Source organism: Methylobacterium sp. HJ2 (assembly GCF_056431005.1).
In genome coordinates this window covers 414291-430183 of the sequence record NZ_JBWJYM010000003.1, presented here as the reverse complement: position 1 = coordinate 430183, position 15893 = coordinate 414291, and the positions used below count along the sequence as shown (strand labels likewise).

General features: G+C 70.4%; 15 protein-coding genes. 4 read left to right on the top strand and 11 right to left on the bottom strand.

What is annotated here, in order from left to right:
• The first annotated feature begins 116 nt into the window (after positions 1–116).
• Genes urtB through urtE form a run of 4 tightly spaced genes read left to right on the top strand, consistent with a single transcriptional unit; the run spans position 117 to position 4401 of the window.
• Positions 117–1718 (top strand): urea ABC transporter permease subunit UrtB, encoded by a 1602-nt coding sequence (urtB, locus tag ACS5RC_RS10565; RefSeq protein WP_478343807.1) that lies wholly within the window; start codon positions 117–119, stop codon positions 1716–1718.
• A gap of 2 nt (positions 1719–1720) precedes the next feature.
• A complete protein-coding gene (gene urtC / locus ACS5RC_RS10560; RefSeq protein WP_478343806.1) occupies positions 1721–2869 on the top strand; it encodes an urea ABC transporter permease subunit UrtC in 1149 nt (382 codons plus the stop codon).
• The gene (gene urtD, locus ACS5RC_RS10555) at positions 2869–3702 is read left to right on the top strand and encodes an urea ABC transporter ATP-binding protein UrtD (protein ID WP_478343805.1); all 834 of its coding nucleotides are present in this window, start codon (positions 2869–2871) and stop codon (positions 3700–3702) included. The genes urtC and urtD overlap by 1 nt, the downstream gene beginning before the upstream one ends.
• 3 nt (positions 3703–3705) lie before the next feature.
• A complete protein-coding gene (urtE, locus tag ACS5RC_RS10550) occupies positions 3706–4401 on the top strand; it encodes an urea ABC transporter ATP-binding subunit UrtE (RefSeq protein WP_478343804.1) in 696 nt (231 codons plus the stop codon).
• Positions 4402–4417: 16 nt separating this feature from the next.
• Here urtE and ACS5RC_RS10545 read toward each other — a convergent pair whose 3' ends face one another.
• The 11 genes from ACS5RC_RS10545 to ACS5RC_RS10495 all read right to left on the bottom strand — a co-directional run bounded on the left by ACS5RC_RS10545 (position 4418) and on the right by ACS5RC_RS10495 (position 15632).
• Positions 4418–5263, bottom strand: a complete 846-nt coding sequence (locus tag ACS5RC_RS10545) for an SGNH/GDSL hydrolase family protein (RefSeq protein WP_478343803.1) — start codon at positions 5261–5263, stop codon at positions 4418–4420.
• A gap of 224 nt (positions 5264–5487) precedes the next feature.
• On the bottom strand, positions 5488–6510 hold the full coding sequence (locus ACS5RC_RS10540; protein ID WP_478343934.1) for an ABC transporter ATP-binding protein: 1023 nt from the start codon (positions 6508–6510) through the stop codon (positions 5488–5490).
• 35 nt (positions 6511–6545) lie between these two features.
• Positions 6546–7604 (bottom strand): ABC transporter ATP-binding protein, encoded by a 1059-nt coding sequence (locus ACS5RC_RS10535; RefSeq protein ID WP_478343802.1) that lies wholly within the window; start codon positions 7602–7604, stop codon positions 6546–6548.
• The gene (locus tag ACS5RC_RS10530; RefSeq protein WP_478343801.1) at positions 7601–8527 is read right to left on the bottom strand and encodes an ABC transporter permease; all 927 of its coding nucleotides are present in this window, start codon (positions 8525–8527) and stop codon (positions 7601–7603) included. The genes ACS5RC_RS10535 and ACS5RC_RS10530 overlap by 4 nt, the downstream gene beginning before the upstream one ends.
• Positions 8528–8540: 13 nt before the next feature.
• The gene (locus ACS5RC_RS10525; protein ID WP_478343800.1) at positions 8541–9494 is read right to left on the bottom strand and encodes an ABC transporter permease; all 954 of its coding nucleotides are present in this window, start codon (positions 9492–9494) and stop codon (positions 8541–8543) included.
• Between the two features lie 186 nt (positions 9495–9680).
• Positions 9681–11294, bottom strand: a complete 1614-nt coding sequence (locus tag ACS5RC_RS10520) for an ABC transporter substrate-binding protein (protein ID WP_478343799.1) — start codon at positions 11292–11294, stop codon at positions 9681–9683.
• A gap of 266 nt (positions 11295–11560) precedes the next feature.
• The gene (hpxZ, locus tag ACS5RC_RS10515) at positions 11561–11944 is read right to left on the bottom strand and encodes an oxalurate catabolism protein HpxZ (RefSeq protein WP_478343798.1); all 384 of its coding nucleotides are present in this window, start codon (positions 11942–11944) and stop codon (positions 11561–11563) included.
• Positions 11945–11955: 11 nt separating this feature from the next.
• Positions 11956–13341, bottom strand: coding sequence for an AtzE family amidohydrolase (locus ACS5RC_RS10510; RefSeq protein WP_478343797.1), 1386 nt, complete (start codon positions 13339–13341; stop codon positions 11956–11958).
• A gap of 4 nt (positions 13342–13345) precedes the next feature.
• Positions 13346–13558, bottom strand: a complete 213-nt coding sequence (locus ACS5RC_RS10505; RefSeq protein WP_478343796.1) for a DUF4089 domain-containing protein — start codon at positions 13556–13558, stop codon at positions 13346–13348.
• Between the two features lie 171 nt (positions 13559–13729).
• Positions 13730–15004, bottom strand: coding sequence for an allantoate amidohydrolase (locus ACS5RC_RS10500; RefSeq protein WP_478343795.1), 1275 nt, complete (start codon positions 15002–15004; stop codon positions 13730–13732).
• 172 nt (positions 15005–15176) lie between these two features.
• The gene (locus ACS5RC_RS10495) at positions 15177–15632 is read right to left on the bottom strand and encodes a tellurite resistance TerB family protein (RefSeq protein WP_478343794.1); all 456 of its coding nucleotides are present in this window, start codon (positions 15630–15632) and stop codon (positions 15177–15179) included.
• Positions 15633–15893: the final 261 nt, after the last annotated feature.

The following is a 15893-nucleotide window of genomic DNA, read 5'->3' as shown; positions in this document are numbered from 1 at the left end:
CCGCTGCGCCGCGGAGCCGCCCTGTCCGGACGATCCGTCCCGGCCTGAACGAGCCGAGGGCCCTCCCGCAACCCGGAGGGCCTCCGCGACGCACCCTCCGGAGCCCGGCCGTCCGCATGATCCGCATCCTCCCGCTCCTCCTGCTCCTCGTCCTGATGGGGCCGCTGGCGGTCCCGCTGGCAGGGCCGGCCACGGCGCAGCAGGCCGATGCCTACGCCCGGCTGGCGAGCGACAGCTACGGCGACATCGAGGCCGGCATCGCGGCCCTGGCCGCGAGCGGCGACCCTCGCGCGGGCACGGTGCTGGCGGCACTGGCCGACGGCCGCCTGTTCTACCGGCCCGGCGACAAGGCGCTCTTCATCAAGCGGGGCGATACGCTGGTCGAGGCGCAGGGCGGCGCACCCGCGACCGCGGACGGGTTGAAGCCGGTGCGTGCCAACAACAAGGTCCGCCGCGCCCTCGACGCCGCGCAGGGCCAGCTCAATCTGGTCAGTCCCGACGCGGCCAAGCGCCGGGAGGCGGCGGACGCGGTGTTCAAGGCCCGCGACGCGGCCGCGCTGCCGGCCCTCGACGCGGCCCTCGCGAAGGAGCGCGATGCGGGACTGAAGCGCCTCCTCGGCGAGGCGCGCGCGGCCGTGCTGATCGCGCGGCCCGGCACCACCGAGGCCGACCGCCTCGCCGCGATCGCCCCGATCCAGGGCCGCGGCGACGGCGACGCCATCGCCATCCTGCGCGGGCTCTCGGCCAACGACCCGAGCGAGGCAGTGAAGGCCGCCGCCGACCGCGGCATTGCGGCGATCGAGACCCGGCTGGCGGTGATCGCCGCGACCCAGAACGTCTGGTACGGTATCTCCCTCGGCTCGGTCCTGCTGCTCGCCGCGATCGGGCTCGCCATCACCTTCGGGGTGATGGGCATCATCAACATGGCGCACGGCGAGATGGTGATGCTCGGCGCCTACACGACCTTCCTCGTGCAGGATGCGATCCGCGCGCGGGCGCCCGGCCTGTTCGACTGGTCCCTGGCCATCAGCATCCCGTGCGCCTTCCTGGTCGCGGGCGCAGTCGGCGTCCTGATCGAGCGCACCATCATCCGTTACCTCTACGGACGCCCCCTCGAGACGCTGCTCGCCACCTTCGGCGTCAGCCTGATCCTGCAGCAGACGGTGCGCTCGATCTTCGGACCGACCAACCGCGAGGTCGGCTCGCCCGGCTTCATGACCGGGACCTTCGACCTGTTCGGCCTCGCCGTCACCTGGGGCCGGATGTGGATCGTCCTGTTCTCCTTCGCGGTGTTCCTCGGGCTGCTCTTCGTGCTGCGCAGGACCTCGTTCGGCCTGAAGACCCGGGCGGTGACGCAGAACCGGCGCATGGCCGCCGCGATGGGCATCCGCACGCCCTGGGTCGACGCCATGACCTTCGGGCTCGGCTCGGGCATCGCCGGCATCGCCGGCGTGGCGCTGTCGCAGATCGACAACGTCTCCCCCAACCTCGGGCAGGGCTACATCATCGACTCGTTCCTGGTCGTGGTGTTCGGCGGCGTCGGAAACCTGTGGGGGACGCTCGTCGCGGCCCTGACGCTCGGCGTCGCCAACAAGCTGTTCGAGCCGTATTTCGGCGCGGTGCTCGCCAAGATCGCGCTGCTGATCTTCATCATCCTGTTCATCCAGAAGCGCCCGCGCGGCCTGTTCGCGCTGAAGGGCCGGGCCGTGGAGTCCTGAGCATGACCCGCACCCGCCTGGTCGACCCGAAGGGCTGGATCTTCCTCGGCGCGCTCGCCGCGTTCTGCGCGGTGGTGGCGCTCCTCAACCTCGCGCTCCCGGACGGCTCGCCACTGCACGTGCCGACCTACCTCGTCTCCCTCTTCGGCAAGTACCTCGCCTTCGCCCTGCTCGCCCTCGCCCTCGACCTGGTCTGGGGCTATTGCGGCATCCTCTCGCTCGGCCACGGCGCCTTCTTCGGCCTCGGCGGCTACGCGATGGGCATGTACCTGATGCGCCAGATCGGGCCGCGCGGCGTCTACGGCAACCCGGTCCTGCCCGACTTCATGGTGTTCCTGAACTACAAGGAACTGCCCTGGTACTGGCTCGGCTTCGACCACTTCGCCTTCGCGGCCGTGATGGTGCTGGCGGTGCCGGGGCTGCTCGCCTTCGTCTTCGGCTGGCTCGCCTTCCGCTCGCGCGTCACCGGCGTGTACCTGTCGATCATCACCCAGGCGATGACCTTCGCGCTGATGCTGGCCTTCTTCCGCAACGACATGGGGCTCGGGGGCAACAACGGCCTGACCGATTTCAAGGACATCCTCGGCTACCCTGTCCAGGCGCAGGGCACGCGCGTGGCGCTGTTCGCGGCGACCGGGATCGCGCTGGCCGTCGGCTACCTCGTCGCCCGGTTCATGACGGTCTCGGCCTACGGCAAGATCCTGATCGCGGTGCGCGACGCGGAATCGCGCACCCGCTTCCTCGGCTACCGCCCCGAGCACTACAAGACCCTGGCCTTCACCGTCTCGGCGATGATGGCAGGGGTGGCCGGCGCCCTCTACGTGCCGCAGGTCGGCATCATCAATCCGGGTGAGTTCGCCCCCACCAACTCCATCGAGGCGGTGATCTGGGTCGCCGTCGGCGGGCGCGGCACGCTCGTCGGCGCGGCGCTCGGTGCCGTGATCGTCAACTATGCCAAGACCGTGCTGACCGGCGCGATGCCGGATGCGTGGCTCTTCGCCCTCGGCGCCCTGTTCGTGCTGGTCACGCTGTTCCTGCCGAAGGGCATCGTCGGCAGCCTGATCGAGCGCTTCGGCTCCCGCCGTGCGGCGGCCAAGCTGCCGCCCGAGCCCGAGATCGCGCCGAAACTCGCCGAGGAAGGCCAGGGCTGATGAGCGACGCCGATCTCCTCGCGCCCGTCAGCGCCACCGCACCGGGACGCCCCGACCTCGCCCTGGCGCCCGGACCCGCGCAGACGCGCCGGACGACCGAGGCGCTCCTGTACCTCGACGACCTCAGGGTGACCTTCGACGGCTACCGGGCGCTGCGCGGCCTCTCGCTCACCCTCGACAAGGGCGAGATGCGGGCGATCATCGGCCCGAACGGGGCCGGCAAGACCACGATGATGGATTGCATCACCGGCAAGACGCGGCCCGATACGGGGACGGCGCTGTTCGACGGCGTGCACGACCTGACCAAGCTCGACGAGCCCGCCATCGCCGACCTCGGTATCGGCCGCAAGTTCCAGAAGCCGACCGTCTTCGAGAGCCATACGGTGGCCGACAACATCCTGCTGGCGCTCGCCGGCCCGCGCTCGGGGATCGCCTCGCTGTTCGGCTGGCGCAACCGGGTCGCGGCCGATCGGATCGACGCGCTGCTGACCAAGGTCGGGCTGATCGCCCACCGGAGCCGGCCGGCGGCCGACCTCTCGCACGGCCAGAAGCAGTGGCTGGAGATCGGCATGCTGCTCGCTCAGGACCCGAAGCTGCTGCTCGTCGACGAGCCGGTCGCCGGCATGACCGATGCCGAGACCGCCGAGACGGCGACGCTGCTGCGCGAGATCGCCCGGGACCACGCGGTGGTGGTGGTCGAGCACGACATGCACTTCGTGCGCGCCCTGCAATGCCGCGTCACCTGCCTGCACGAGGGCGCGGTGCTGGCCGAGGGCTCGATCGACGCGGTCTCGGCCGACCCGAAGGTCGTCGAAGTCTATCTGGGGCGCTGATCCATGCTCACCGTCGACGGCATCGATCTCTATTACGGAGCCGCCAAGGCGCTGCGCGGCGTCTCGCTCAAGGCGGAGACGGGGCGCGTGACCGCGGTGCTCGGCCGCAACGGCGTCGGCAAGACCTCGCTGATGCGGGCGATCGTCGGCCAGCAGCCGATCGCCAAGGGCACGATCAGCCTCGGCGATACCCGCCTCTCCGGCCTCGCGCCCTACGACAGGGCGCGCGCCGGTGTCGCCTTCGTGCCCCAGGGCCGCGAGATCTTCCCGCTGCTCACGGTGAAGGAGAACCTCGAGACCGGCTTCGCGCCCTGCAAGCGAGCCGACCGCTACGTGCCGGGCGAGATCTACGACCTGTTCCCGGTGCTGAAGGACATGCTGCACCGGCGCGGCGGCGACCTCTCGGGCGGCCAGCAGCAGCAGCTCGCCATCGGCCGCGCCCTCGTCACCCGCCCGAAGCTCCTGGTGCTCGACGAGCCGACGGAGGGCATCCAGCCCTCGATTATCAAGGATATCGGCCGGGCGATCACCTATCTGCGCGACAAGGGCGAGATGGCGATCGTGCTGGTGGAGCAGTATTTCGAGTGGGCGCGCGATCTCTGCGACAGCTACGCGGTGATGGATCGCGGGCAGGTCGTGGATGCGGGGCCGCGCGCGAGCATGAACGAGGCCGAGGTGTTGCGCTGGCTCTCGGTGTGAGCTGCCCCGGCCGGAACTACTCGGCGACCGGCTCGGCGACCTTGGCGGATCCCGCGTCCTGCACGATCGCCTCGGCGGTCGCCTCGGCCAGCAGGGCGTAGCCGCCGTCGGCCATGTGCAGACCGTCCGCGGCGAAGAGCTGCTTGCGCGTCAGGCGGCCCTCGCGGATCCAGCGGTGCATCAGCTCGGCGCGGCGGATCACCGGCACGTCGAGCTCGGCGCCGATCTCGCGGACGGCGTCGCGGAAGCGGCTCGATCCCGGCGTCGCCTCAAGGGTCGGGCACCATTGCGGCTCCATCAGAACCACGTCGATGCCGGCCTCCTGCATCCGCTTCACGGCGCCCATCGTCGCCTCGCGAAAATGCTCGATCGAGACGCCGCGCAGGGGATCGTTGCTGCCGGTCTGCCAGATCACGAGCTGGGGCTCGGCCGCGATCACGTCGCGCTCCAGGCGCTTCAGCATATCGTCCACATGCTCGCCGCCGATGCCGCGGTTGAGCACGGTGACGCCGCCGAGTTCCGGGTACATCTTGCGCAGGCCGGCCTCGAGCTGGGCTGGGTAGGCCTTGGCGGGCGAGCTCGCCCCGACGCCCTCGGTCGAGGAGGAGCCGAAGGCGACAATACGCAAGGGAGCGCCGATCGCGATCTGGCGCGCCACATGCGGCAGGTCCGCGTCAGGCTGCTTGTCGAGGCCGAACAGTCCCATGTCCAGCGCGTCCGGCAGGAGATCGGCATAGGCCAGCACCGCGGTCGGCAGGATCGCGAGACCGGCGATCAGACCCAGCTTGCGCGCGAACGCCTTCACGGGGCCGGCCTTGGAACGGAGCGAGGCGGTGTCGATTAGGGGCACGCGGGCGACCATCGAGGTGTCTGCTTGATCCGCTACAGACTACGCCCTCCGTTCGGAAGGGCGCGTTCTCCGGGCTCATTGAATATTGTGTACATTCGTAACTGAAAATTAAGGCAGAAAAAAAGCGGCAACGTGGCCGTAGTCCCCAGGTTCCCCAAGGGTCGGGGCCGCAACGGGAGGATCGGGATCGGTGCCGCGGGCGGTTCGCCCTCGGCCCGAGCCGAGGCGTCTCAGCCTCAGGCCGGCTCAAGGGCGGCGTCGACGCCCGGCGCTGCCTGTCCGCTTCTGAAGGCTGCCGCAGCCTCGTTCGTGCGCCAGCACGCGGCCTGATGGCCCGGCTCGACGGCGCCGAGAGGCGGACGCTCGCGGCGGCAGCGCTCCTCGGCCAGGAAGCAGCGCGGGGCGAAGGGGCATCCGTCCGGACGGTTGGATAGATCCGGCGGACTGCCCGGAATGGTCTGGAGCCGGGCGCCCTTGTCGAGCGCCCCTTCCGCGCGGCTGCGCAACAGGCCGATGGTGTAGGGGTGATGCGGGTCGCGCACGATCTGTCGGGCGCTGCCGGTCTCCACGATGTGGCCGGCATACATCACGCTGATTCGATCCGCGACCTCGACCGCCGCGCCGAGATCGTGCGTCACGATCAGGATCGAGAGGCCGAGATCCCGCTGAAGCTCGCGCAGGAGCAGCAGGATCTGGATCTGCACCGTGGCATCGAGGGCGGTCGTGGGCTCGTCGGCGAGCAGCAATTGCGGCCGGCAGGCGAGCGCGAGGGCGATCATCGCGCGCTGGCGCATGCCGCCCGACATCTCGTGCGGGTAATTGTCGAGCCGCCGCGCCGGGCTCGGAATCCGGACGCGCTCGAATAGCGCGAGGGCGCGGGCGCGCGCCTCGGCGACCGGGATTTTCTCGTGGCGCAGGATCGCCTCGGTGATCTGCTGACCGACGGTGTAGACCGGATCGAAGGCGAGCAGCGGCTCCTGGAAGATCATCGACGCGGTGCGGCCGCGGAAATCGGCGAGGTCGCGCCGGCTCAGCGCCAGCACGTCGCGGCCACCCACCGCGACCCGACCGCTGATCTTGGAGCGGCCCTCCGGGAACAGGCGCAGGATCGCGCGCAACGTCACGCTCTTGCCGGATCCCGATTCCCCGATGAGCGCCATGCACTGGCCGCGCTCCAGGGTGAGATCGACGCCGTCCACAACCCGGACCTTGCCGAAGGAGACCTTGAGGTCTGCGAGGTCGACGGCGGGCTGGTCCATCGTGGCCTTCCGGTCGGTGCTCTTGGAATCGAGGCTCATGCCGCGACCTGCGCGGCCGGGGCGGCGGAGTGCCCGGAGCCGGGCTGGCGGGCGAGGCAGGCGGCGCGGTGCAGCGGCGCGATCGGGTTGAGCGGCGGCTCGACCTGCGCGCAGACCGGTTCGGCGAGCCGGCAGCGCGGGTTGAAGCGACAGCCCGGCGGCGGATCGATCGGATTCGGCGGATCGCCGGCGAGCAGCGCCACCTCGGTCCGATTGTCCGGATCGAGCGAGGGCATCGCGTGGAGAAGCGCCTGCGTGTAGGGATGCGCCGGCTCGGCCAGCACCGTGTCGGACGGGCCGATCTCCGAGACGCGGCCGAGATACATCACCATCACGCGGTCGGAGATGAACCGCACCACGTTCAGGTCGTGGCTGATGAAGATGTAGGTCAGGCCGAACTCGGCCTTCAGGTCGAGCAGCAGGTTGAGCACCTGCGCCTCGACCGACTTGTCGAGGGCCGAGACCGCCTCGTCGAGGAGCACGAGGCGCGGCTCGAGGGCGAGCGCCCGGGCGATGTTCACGCGCTGCCGTTGACCGCCGGACAATTCGTGCGGGTAGCGCCCGGCGAAGCGCTTCGGCTCCAGGCCGACGCGAGCGAGGAGCGCGCGGGCCCGCTCCACGGCCTGCCGGCTCGGCACGCCGTTGACCTTGGGCCCGAAGGCGATCGAGGCCTCGACCGTCATCCGCGGATTGAGCGACGCGTAGCTGTCCTGGAACACCATCTGGACCTGCCGGCGATAGGCGCGCCAGGGCAAGGCGCGGCCGCCCACCGCCTCGCCGTCGAACAGCATCTCGCCGGCATCGCGCTCGATCAGCCCCATCAGCAGCTTGGCCGTGGTCGACTTGCCGCAGCCGGACTCGCCGACGATGCCGAGCGTCTCGCCCTTCAGGGTCTCGAAGTCGACGCCGTCGACGGCGCGCACCACCTGCTTGGGGCCGTTGCCCCTGCGGACGGGGAAATGCTTCACGAGACCCGAGACCGAGAGCAGCGGCTGGGCGGGGCCGCCGCGGTCGCGCGGGTCGAGATCGGGTTGGAGGATCGGCGAAACGCTCACTGGCGGATCTCCATGGCCGTCCGCAGGCCGTCCGAGAACAGGTTGAACGAGATCGAGACGATGAAGATGGCGAGCCCCGGCAGGGCCGCGACGGTCGGGTTCACGTAGATCGCGGTGCGCAGGGTGTTGAGCATGAGGCCCCATTCGGGCTCGGGCGGGCGCACGCCGAGGCCGAGGAAGGACAGGCCCGAGGCCAGGATCATCGAGACGCTGATCAGCGAGGTCGAGTAGACGAAGATCGGCCCCACCACGTTGCCGAGCACCTGCACGCGCATGATCGTCAGCGCCGAGGCGCCGGACAGCTTGGCCGCGTCGATGTAGTCGCGCCGCCTGATGCCGGTGGTGACGCTCTCGGCGACGCGGGCGATCTGGGGCACGAACACGCAGGTCAGCGAGACGATGGCGTTGAAGATGCCGGCGCCCAGCGCTCCCGAGAGCGCGATGGCGAGCAGCACCGACGGGAAGGCGAAGAACACGTCGATGGTGCGCATGAGGATCGTGTTGGTCCAGCCGCCGACATAGCCGGCCAGGATCCCGATGGCCGAGCCGATCGCGAAGGCGATGAGCACGGGCGTCACGCCCATGAACAAGGAGAGCCGCGCGCCCACCATCAGGCGGCTCAGCATGTCGCGGCCGAGCTCGTCCGAACCGAGCCAGTAGGTGGCGTCGCCCACGGGCTTCAGCCGGCGCAGCATCGAGCCCTTGTAGGGGTCCATCGGGGTGATCCAGGGCGAGAAAATCGCCACCAGGATGATGAGGAGGATCAGGCCGCCCGCCGCCATGGCGACGGGGTCGCGCACGAGGCGGTGGCCGACATGGCCCCAGAAGCCGCGGGAGGGGGCGTAGGCCTCGGCCTCGGCCACCGGCGAGGCGGGGAGCGCGCCGTCGAGGGCGATGGAGGCGGCGGTGACGGGTGCGGTCATGGCTGTCTCCGGATCACGCCCGCTCGATCCGCGGATCGAGGGCGGTCTGCATCACGTCGACGAGGAGGTTGAGGAGCACGAAGAACATCGCCAGCACGAGGATCGAGCCCTGGAGCAGCGGCAGGTCGCGCTGGAAGATCGCGGCGTTGAGGAGGAACCCGGTGCCGGGCCACGCGAACACGGTCTCGATCAGGATCGAGCCGCCGAGCAGGTAGCCGAGTTGCAGGCCCATGATCGCGAGCGCGGTCGGGGCGGCGTTGCGTACCACGTGCTTGAACACGCCGACCTCGCTCAGGCCCTTCGCGCGCAGGGCCTCCACGAAATCCTGCGACAGGATGTCGGCCACCAGCGCCCGGACCGTGCGGGCGATGATGCCCGTGGGGATCACCGACATCGTGATTGCCGGCAGGATGATGTAGCGCAGGTGCTCGAAGTCCGGCCGCCAGTTGCCCGAGCCGTCGGGCCCGGCGCCCGTCGGCGGCAGCCAGCCCAGCGTCGCCGAGAAGATGATCACCAGCACCATGCCCAGCCAGTAATGGGGCACGCTGACGCCGAACACGGAGAGGGCGGAGGCGAAGCGGTCGAGGATGGAGTTGCGGCGGTAGCCGGCCACGAAGCCGAAAAGCGTGCCGAAGGTGAAGCCGAGCAGCGTCGCGACCGAGGCGAGGATCAGGCTGTTGATGACCGCGCGGGTCACCTCGCCGAGCACCGGCCGCCCGGTGGCGATCGAGGTGCCGAGGTCGCCGTGCAGCACGTGCCAGAGCCAGATCAGGTACTGGATGGGCAGCGGCTTGTCGAAGCCGTAGGCCGCCCGCATCTCGTCGATGGTCGCCTGCGTGGCGTCCACCGGCAGGATCGCGCTCAAGGGATCGCCCGGCGCGAGATGGACGAGCAGGAAGCAGACCACGCTGACGCCGAACGCGACGGGCGTGACGTAGACCAGACGTTTCAGAATGTAGCGAAGCATCGGCTGCCGTGACTCGACTGTTCAAACTGTCCTTGCCCGTCCCGCGCTGGCGGGACGGGCGTCGGGGACGATCGCGGCGGTCATGATCGACATCGAGCGCCGATCGACGCACCGTCACGCAGGCCTGTCCCGGCCCGGATGCGTTCAGGGCCGGTCCCCGCGCGGATGCGGGATGCCCGGGACGCCTCAGCGACCCGCCGTCGCCATCGTGATGTGCGAGAAGTCCTGGAACCAGTTCTGCGCCTGGACGAAGCCCTGCACCTTCGCGCTCATCGCGCGCGGGTTGACGTCGTGGGTGATCATCACGAACAGCGCATCGTCGACGTACTTCTCGTGGACCTTCTCCAGGACCTTCGTCTGCGCCTCCTTGTCGAAGGTGTTGCGGACCTGGTCGAACAGCTTGTCCATCTCGGGATCCGCGTAATAACCCCAGTTGGTGCCGTTCGGCGGGGCGAAGTTCGACTGCAGATGACGGATGAAGCCCGTAAAGGGATCCTGGATGAAGTACGAGTAGTTGATCGCGCTGACGCCGCGGGAGATGTCCGCCTTGGCGCCCGCGCGCCAGATGTTGATCAGGGTGTTCCACTCGACCACCTCGTAATCGACCTGGATGCCGACCTCCGCGAGGTTCTGCTGCACGAACTCGTTCATCGGCAGGGGCTGCATCTGGCCCGAGCCCGAGGCCGAGATCGCGACCTTGATCTTGAGCGGCTTGTTCGGGCCGTAGCCAGCCTCGGCGAGCAGCTTCTTGGCGGCAGCCGGATCGTAGGTCAGCTTGAAGCTCGGATGGCCGAACCACTGGTGACCGGGCGGCATGAAGCCCTGGGCCGGCACCGCGAGCCCCCCGAGCAGCTCCTTCAGGCCGTCGCGGTCGATGGCGAGATTGGCGGCCTTGCGCACCCGGACGTCGTTCCAGGGCGAGCCCTCGACCCGCGACAGGTGCCAAGTCCAGTTGTGCGGGTAGGTGTTGGTGACGATCTTGAAGCCCGCGCCCTTGAGCGAGGCGACGGCGTCCGGGGCGGGCGCTTCGATCCAGTCGACCTGGCCGGACCGGAGGGCGGCGACGCGGGCATTGGCCTCGGGCAGGGGCACCAGCACGAGCTTGTCGAGCTTGGGGATACGGTCCTTGTCCCAGTAATTGGCGTTCGGCACCATCTCGGCCCGCTCGCGCGGGGCGAACAGAGTGAGCTTCCAGGGGCCGGTCCCGGACGGCGTCTTGGCGAAGGCGTCCCAATTCTTGCCGAGCTTCTCCCACTGCGCCGGGGAGGAGATCATGATCCAGGCGATCTGGTAGGGCAGCGTCGCGTCCGGCGCCTTGGTCGTGATCTCCAGCGTCATCGGATCGACGACCTTGTAGCTCGCCACCGCCGGGATGCGGGTCCGGCCCTGGGCCGACTGGCGGGCGTCGTATTGCGGCGCGTCGTTCTTCAGGAGCTTGTCGAGGTTCCAGACCACGGATTCGGCGGTGAAGTCGGAACCGTCGTGGAATTTCACCCCGGGGCGGAGCTTGAACGTCCACTTGGTCTTGTCGTTCGGATCCACGGCCCAGCTCGTGGCGAGGCCCGGCGCGAGGTCGGAGGGCTTGTCGGCCGAGGACAGGTCCCAGTTGATGAGGCCGTCATAGACCGTGTAGCCGGTGAACCGCATGCCCTCGCCGCCGTTGTCGGCCTGACCGGTCGTGAGGGGGATGTCCGAGGCGGTCATGCCGATGCGGAGCACCCCCTGAGCCAGGGCGGGCGGGATCAGCCCGGAGACCAGAAGGGTGGCGGCGAGCGCCGCACGGGCGCCGAGGCGTTTCATCGGGGACGACATATCGGCCGCATTCGCTCCTGTGCGGGCCAGCGCGCGGCGTTGCGTGCTGCCCTGGGACGCGGGGCCCTATGCAAGGCCGCGGCCAACATTCGAACGATGCGAGCGATCGATTTTCGCCTGTAACGTTACAGAGCCAGGAAAAGACCGCGCATCCTCGTGGCGCAAGCGCCGGAGAGGGCAAGATCTTCCATGAGATCGCCGGCTTGGCGTAGCTGAGAAACCTTGTGTTGCGGCTCCGCGCCGACGATGAAATCTCAAGCCTCTTCGATCAGGCTCACGTGCGCGGCGACGACCCGCCATCCCTCCGGCAGCCGCACCCAGGTCTGGCTCTGTCGTCCGACCCGGCCGGGAGCGCCCTCGCGCCGGAACAGCGTCATCGCCGTCGCGAAGTCGCGGCCGTAGGTGGTGATCACCGTGTCCGACAGGCTGCGCGCCAGCCCCGCCGGCGAGCGGGCGCGGCGGAACGCCCGGATCGCGTCCATGCCGTAGAGGTTCTCGCCGATCCCGTAGCGGATGGTGCGGGGATCGTCCTGGAACAGGGCTTCCAGCACGGCGACGTCGTTCGTCACCAGCGCCGTCTCGTAGGTTCGAAAGGCCGCCTCGACCTCGGCCTTCACCGCAGGATCGTTGATCACCATGCCCGTGCTCCTCAGTCCAGCGCCGCCACGGGCGCCCGCACCGTGCCGGCTCGCTCCAGGACGCGGGCGACGCGTAGCGCCGTCGCCTCGCGCCAGGGCGCGGCGATCACCTGCACGCCGAGCGGCAACCCGTCGTCGAGCCAGACCGGCACCGCCACCACCGGCAGGCCGATGAAGGAGATCGGCTGCGTGAACACCCCGATATTCGGCCGCACCGGCAGCGTCATTCCGTCGAGGACGAACTCGGTCTGGCCGCCGCGCGGGGCCCGGCACGGCGTGGACGGTGCCAGGATCACGTCGACGTCGCGGAAGAGGTCGGAGACGGCGCCGCGGAACCAGCGCCGGAAGCGCTGTGCCCGCTCCACGTACGGCGCGGGTATCATCGCGCCCGCGATCAGCCGGTCGCGCACGGCGGGGTCGAAATCGTGCGCGCGGCTCCGCAGCCGGTCGAGATGCAGCGCGGCGCCCTCGGCCGCCGTGATGACGTAGGCCGCCGCCCGCGCCCGATGCGCCTCGGGCAGTTCGACGCTCCGCGTCGCGCCGAGCGCCTCGGCCACCCGTGCCACGGCGGCGAAGGCCTCGGGGTCGCCGCCGCGGGCGAAGTAGCCGCCCGCGACCGCGATGCGCAGGTTGGCGATGCCGTCGTCCAGCCCGGGCTCGCACGGCTCGGCCGGTCGATCGGTCGCCACCGGGTCGTCCGGGTCCGGGCCCAGCATCGCGTCGTAGGCGCGGGCGAGGTCCCCGACGCTGCGCGCCATCGGGCCGAGATGGTCGAGGCTGCCGACAAAGGGAAAACTGCCGGCCCGGCTGAGCCGGCCATAGGTCGGCTTGAGGCCGAAGCAGCCGCAGAAGGCCGAGGGCACCCGGATCGATCCGTTGGTGTCCGAGCCGAGGCTCAGCGGCACCAGCCCCGCCGCGATCGCCCCGCCGGAGCCGCTCGACGACCCGCCCGACATGTGCGCCCGGTCGTGCGGATTGTGCACGTCGCCGTCATGCACGTTCTCGCCGGTGAAGTCGTAGGCATACTCGCCCATGTTGAGCGCACCGACGAGGATCGCGCCGGCCGCCTCGAGCCGGCGTACGAGCGTGCCGTCGCGCGCGGCCGGCGGGCGCTCGCGGTTGATCTTGGCGCCGGCCCGCGTCGGCAGGCCCGCGATGTCGATCAGGTTCTTGACCGCGAAGGGCACGCCGGCGAGGGGGCCGGAGATTCCGCCCGCATCGATCGCGTCGGCGCGCGCCAGGGCCCGCTCGCCCGTCACCGCCGTGAAGGCGCCGATGGCCGGGTCGACGGCCTCGATCCGCGCGAGCGTCGCCTCGATCACCTGTCTGGCGCTGACACGTCCCGCGGCGATTGCGGCGGCGATGGTTCCGGCCTCGGCCGTACTCCAATCCGTCATCGGCTCACGCCTCGTAGACCGGGGCCGGCTCGGCCTCGTCGGGGAGGGGAAATCCCGCCACCAAGCCGGCGGCCGCCGAGAGCACCGTGAGGTTCGCGGTCACCGGCCGGATCCAGGCCGGGTCCAGCCTCAGACCGAGCAGCGGCGCCGCGGCGGCCGCGTAGGCTGCGAGATCCGGTGTCGCGGGATCGGGGTCGGCGGGCTCGGTATCGGGCATCGATCTTCCTTGGGTGACCGCTCGCCCTCGCTGCCCGAACCGGCAGCGGGCGAACGGCCCAGCCGCATCGCATCGACCGGGCCATCTGGCTCCCCGGCCGGCGGAGTGACAGCCTTCCGGGCATTCTGCTCATTCGGTGCGCAGATGCTGCCGAACCGATCAGCCTAAATTCTATGCATCCGCTGGTTTCGGCGCATTCGCGAGCGTCAGCAGCGTCTGCAGCAGCACATCGGCGCCGGCGGCGCAGTCGGATTGCGTGGCCGACTCGGCCTCGTTGTGGCTGATCCCGTCCTTGCACGGCACGAAGATCATCGCGGCCGGCATCCGGGCCGCGAGGTTGCAGGCATCGTGGCCCGCGCCAGAGACCATGCGGCGCCGCGCGTAGCCGAGGGCCTCCGCCGCCCCATCGACCGCGGCGACGATGCGGGGATCGAAGGGCACTGGCTCCTTGCGCCAGATCCGGTCGAGGTCGATGGTGAGCCCGCGGCGCGCGCCGATCTCCTCGGCCGCCGCGCGGAGGGCCGCCTCCATCGCGTCGAGCACCTCCGAGCGCGGGTCGCGCGTGTCGAGGGTGAACGCGATCCGTCCCGGGACGACGTTGCGGGAGGGGCTGGCGATCACGGCCTCGCCCATCGTCGCAACGGCGCTCGGCCCGTGATCGCGGGCGATCCGCTCCACCGCGAGGGCGAGTTCGGCGAGCCCCAGCAGGGCGTCGCGCCGCCGCGGCATCGGCGTCGTGCCGGCATGGCTCTCGAAGCCCGTCACCGTGCCGTCGAACCACGCGATGCCCTGTCCCCCCTCGACCACCCCGATGGTCTTGCCCTCAGCCTCGAGGATCGGGCCCTGCTCGATATGCAGCTCGACGAAGCCGCCGAGGATGCGCGCGCCCACGGGTTCCGACCCGCGATAGCCGATCGTGTCTAGGGCCTCGCCGACGCTGACGCCCTTGGCATCGCGCTTCGCCAGGATCTCCGCGGGGCTGAATTCGCCCGCATAGGCCGCCGACGCCATCATGGCGGGGGCGAAGCGCGAGCCTTCCTCGTTCGTCCAGTTGACGAGGAGCAGCGGCGCCTCTGTCTCGATGCCGGCATCGTTGAGGCTGCGCATCGCCTCCAGCCCGGCCAGCACACCGAGGATGCCGTCGAAGCGGCCGCCGGTCGGCTGGGTGTCGAGATGCGAGCCGCAGGCGATCGGCGGGCGGCTCATGTCGCGCCCGCGCCGAAGGGCGTACTGGGTGCCGAGTTCGTCGACGCCGACCTCCAGGCCCGCGGCCTCGCAGGCCGCGCGGAACCAGTCGCGGACCTGCCCGTCCTCAGGCGACAGCGTCAGCCGGTTGAGGCCGCCGGCCGGCGTCGCTCCGAAGGCGGCGGTCTCGAGGATGGTCGACCACAGCCGCGATCCGTCGATGCGCAGGTTGTGGGCCTTGCTGGGAGTGCTGGTACGCATCACGGGCCTCATCCTCTTCCCGGCGGCGCGGGTGCCGGCCGGGCTCGTCGTCCCTGGGTCCTGATCGTCCCGGGACCCGCTTGTCCACGGGCCCGCAGCGCGCAGCAACCCGAATGCCAGCGCGCGACGCCGGGGTCCGCCCCGCCAGGCGGCGATGCAGATCCCGGCGCTCTCAAATCGGCGCGCGCCGCATCGGCGAGGCGCGCAGCAGGGCCTCCCCATCGAGGCGCAGCGCCGCGGCGATCTCGGCCAGCGCCACCGCCTCGACGGCGGTGATGCCCTCATGGTCGGCCACATCCGCGGCGATCAGGAAGACGCTCTCGCGCTGATCCGCCGGGCGGTCGGCCGCCTGGGCGACATGGCGGAGATTCTCGGCGCGTCCGGCGCGGGTGCGAGCCCGTGCGATGCCGTCGTAGAGCGCGCTCTCGAGCATCAAGGTGTCGTAGCCCTTCTCGAGGATCGGGTTCGCGCGCAGGCCCGCGAGAGCGGCGTCGAATTCGGGCGCGGCCACTTCGCCGTCGGCCACGATCACGTTGGCCGCGGCCGAGACGGCGGCCCGCATCAGGACCTTGTCGCCGGCATAGGCCGTGACGGTTCGCGCCACGTGTCCGAAGATGTCGCGAAGCATGCGGTGGCTCCGTGGTTGCTCATGCGTACGGGCGCGTCGGCGCCCCGGATCGATCGGCCGCCGGGTGGCCCGAACGGCCATAGATCATTTCGGGCGCCGTGAGATCCTGCCGGGGGCGCGGCAGGGATGCTCCGCGTGGTCTCCGGACAGTTCCAGACACATGCCAGACAAGCGCCGACGCGAGGATGGCGTGCCGCGCCTCTCCCCTGCGGGCGCGGCAGGCGGACCGCCCTCGATGCCCCCTCCGCGGGGGCGGTCCGC

What these genes read in the sequence shown, in the direction of transcription:
- urtB (WP_478343807.1), top strand. Translation starts at nt 117, where the DNA reads ATGATCCGCATCCTCCCGCTCCTCCTGCTCCTCGTCCTGATGGGGCCG.
- urtC (WP_478343806.1), top strand. Translation starts at nt 1,721, where the DNA reads ATGACCCGCACCCGCCTGGTCGACCCGAAGGGCTGGATCTTCCTCGGC.
- urtD (WP_478343805.1), top strand. Translation starts at nt 2,869, where the DNA reads ATGAGCGACGCCGATCTCCTCGCGCCCGTCAGCGCCACCGCACCGGGA.
- urtE (WP_478343804.1), top strand. Translation starts at nt 3,706, where the DNA reads ATGCTCACCGTCGACGGCATCGATCTCTATTACGGAGCCGCCAAGGCG.
- ACS5RC_RS10545 (WP_478343803.1), bottom strand. Translation starts at nt 5,263, where the DNA reads ATGGTCGCCCGCGTGCCCCTAATCGACACCGCCTCGCTCCGTTCCAAG.
- ACS5RC_RS10540 (WP_478343934.1), bottom strand. Translation starts at nt 6,510, where the DNA reads ATGGACCAGCCCGCCGTCGACCTCGCAGACCTCAAGGTCTCCTTCGGC.
- ACS5RC_RS10530 (WP_478343801.1), bottom strand. Translation starts at nt 8,527, where the DNA reads ATGACCGCACCCGTCACCGCCGCCTCCATCGCCCTCGACGGCGCGCTC.
- ACS5RC_RS10525 (WP_478343800.1), bottom strand. Translation starts at nt 9,494, where the DNA reads ATGCTTCGCTACATTCTGAAACGTCTGGTCTACGTCACGCCCGTCGCG.
- ACS5RC_RS10520 (WP_478343799.1), bottom strand. Translation starts at nt 11,294, where the DNA reads ATGAAACGCCTCGGCGCCCGTGCGGCGCTCGCCGCCACCCTTCTGGTC.
- hpxZ (WP_478343798.1), bottom strand. Translation starts at nt 11,944, where the DNA reads ATGGTGATCAACGATCCTGCGGTGAAGGCCGAGGTCGAGGCGGCCTTT.
- ACS5RC_RS10510 (WP_478343797.1), bottom strand. Translation starts at nt 13,341, where the DNA reads ATGACGGATTGGAGTACGGCCGAGGCCGGAACCATCGCCGCCGCAATC.
- ACS5RC_RS10505 (WP_478343796.1), bottom strand. Translation starts at nt 13,558, where the DNA reads ATGCCCGATACCGAGCCCGCCGACCCCGATCCCGCGACACCGGATCTC.
- ACS5RC_RS10500 (WP_478343795.1), bottom strand. Translation starts at nt 15,004, where the DNA reads ATGCGTACCAGCACTCCCAGCAAGGCCCACAACCTGCGCATCGACGGA.
- ACS5RC_RS10495 (WP_478343794.1), bottom strand. Translation starts at nt 15,632, where the DNA reads ATGCTTCGCGACATCTTCGGACACGTGGCGCGAACCGTCACGGCCTAT.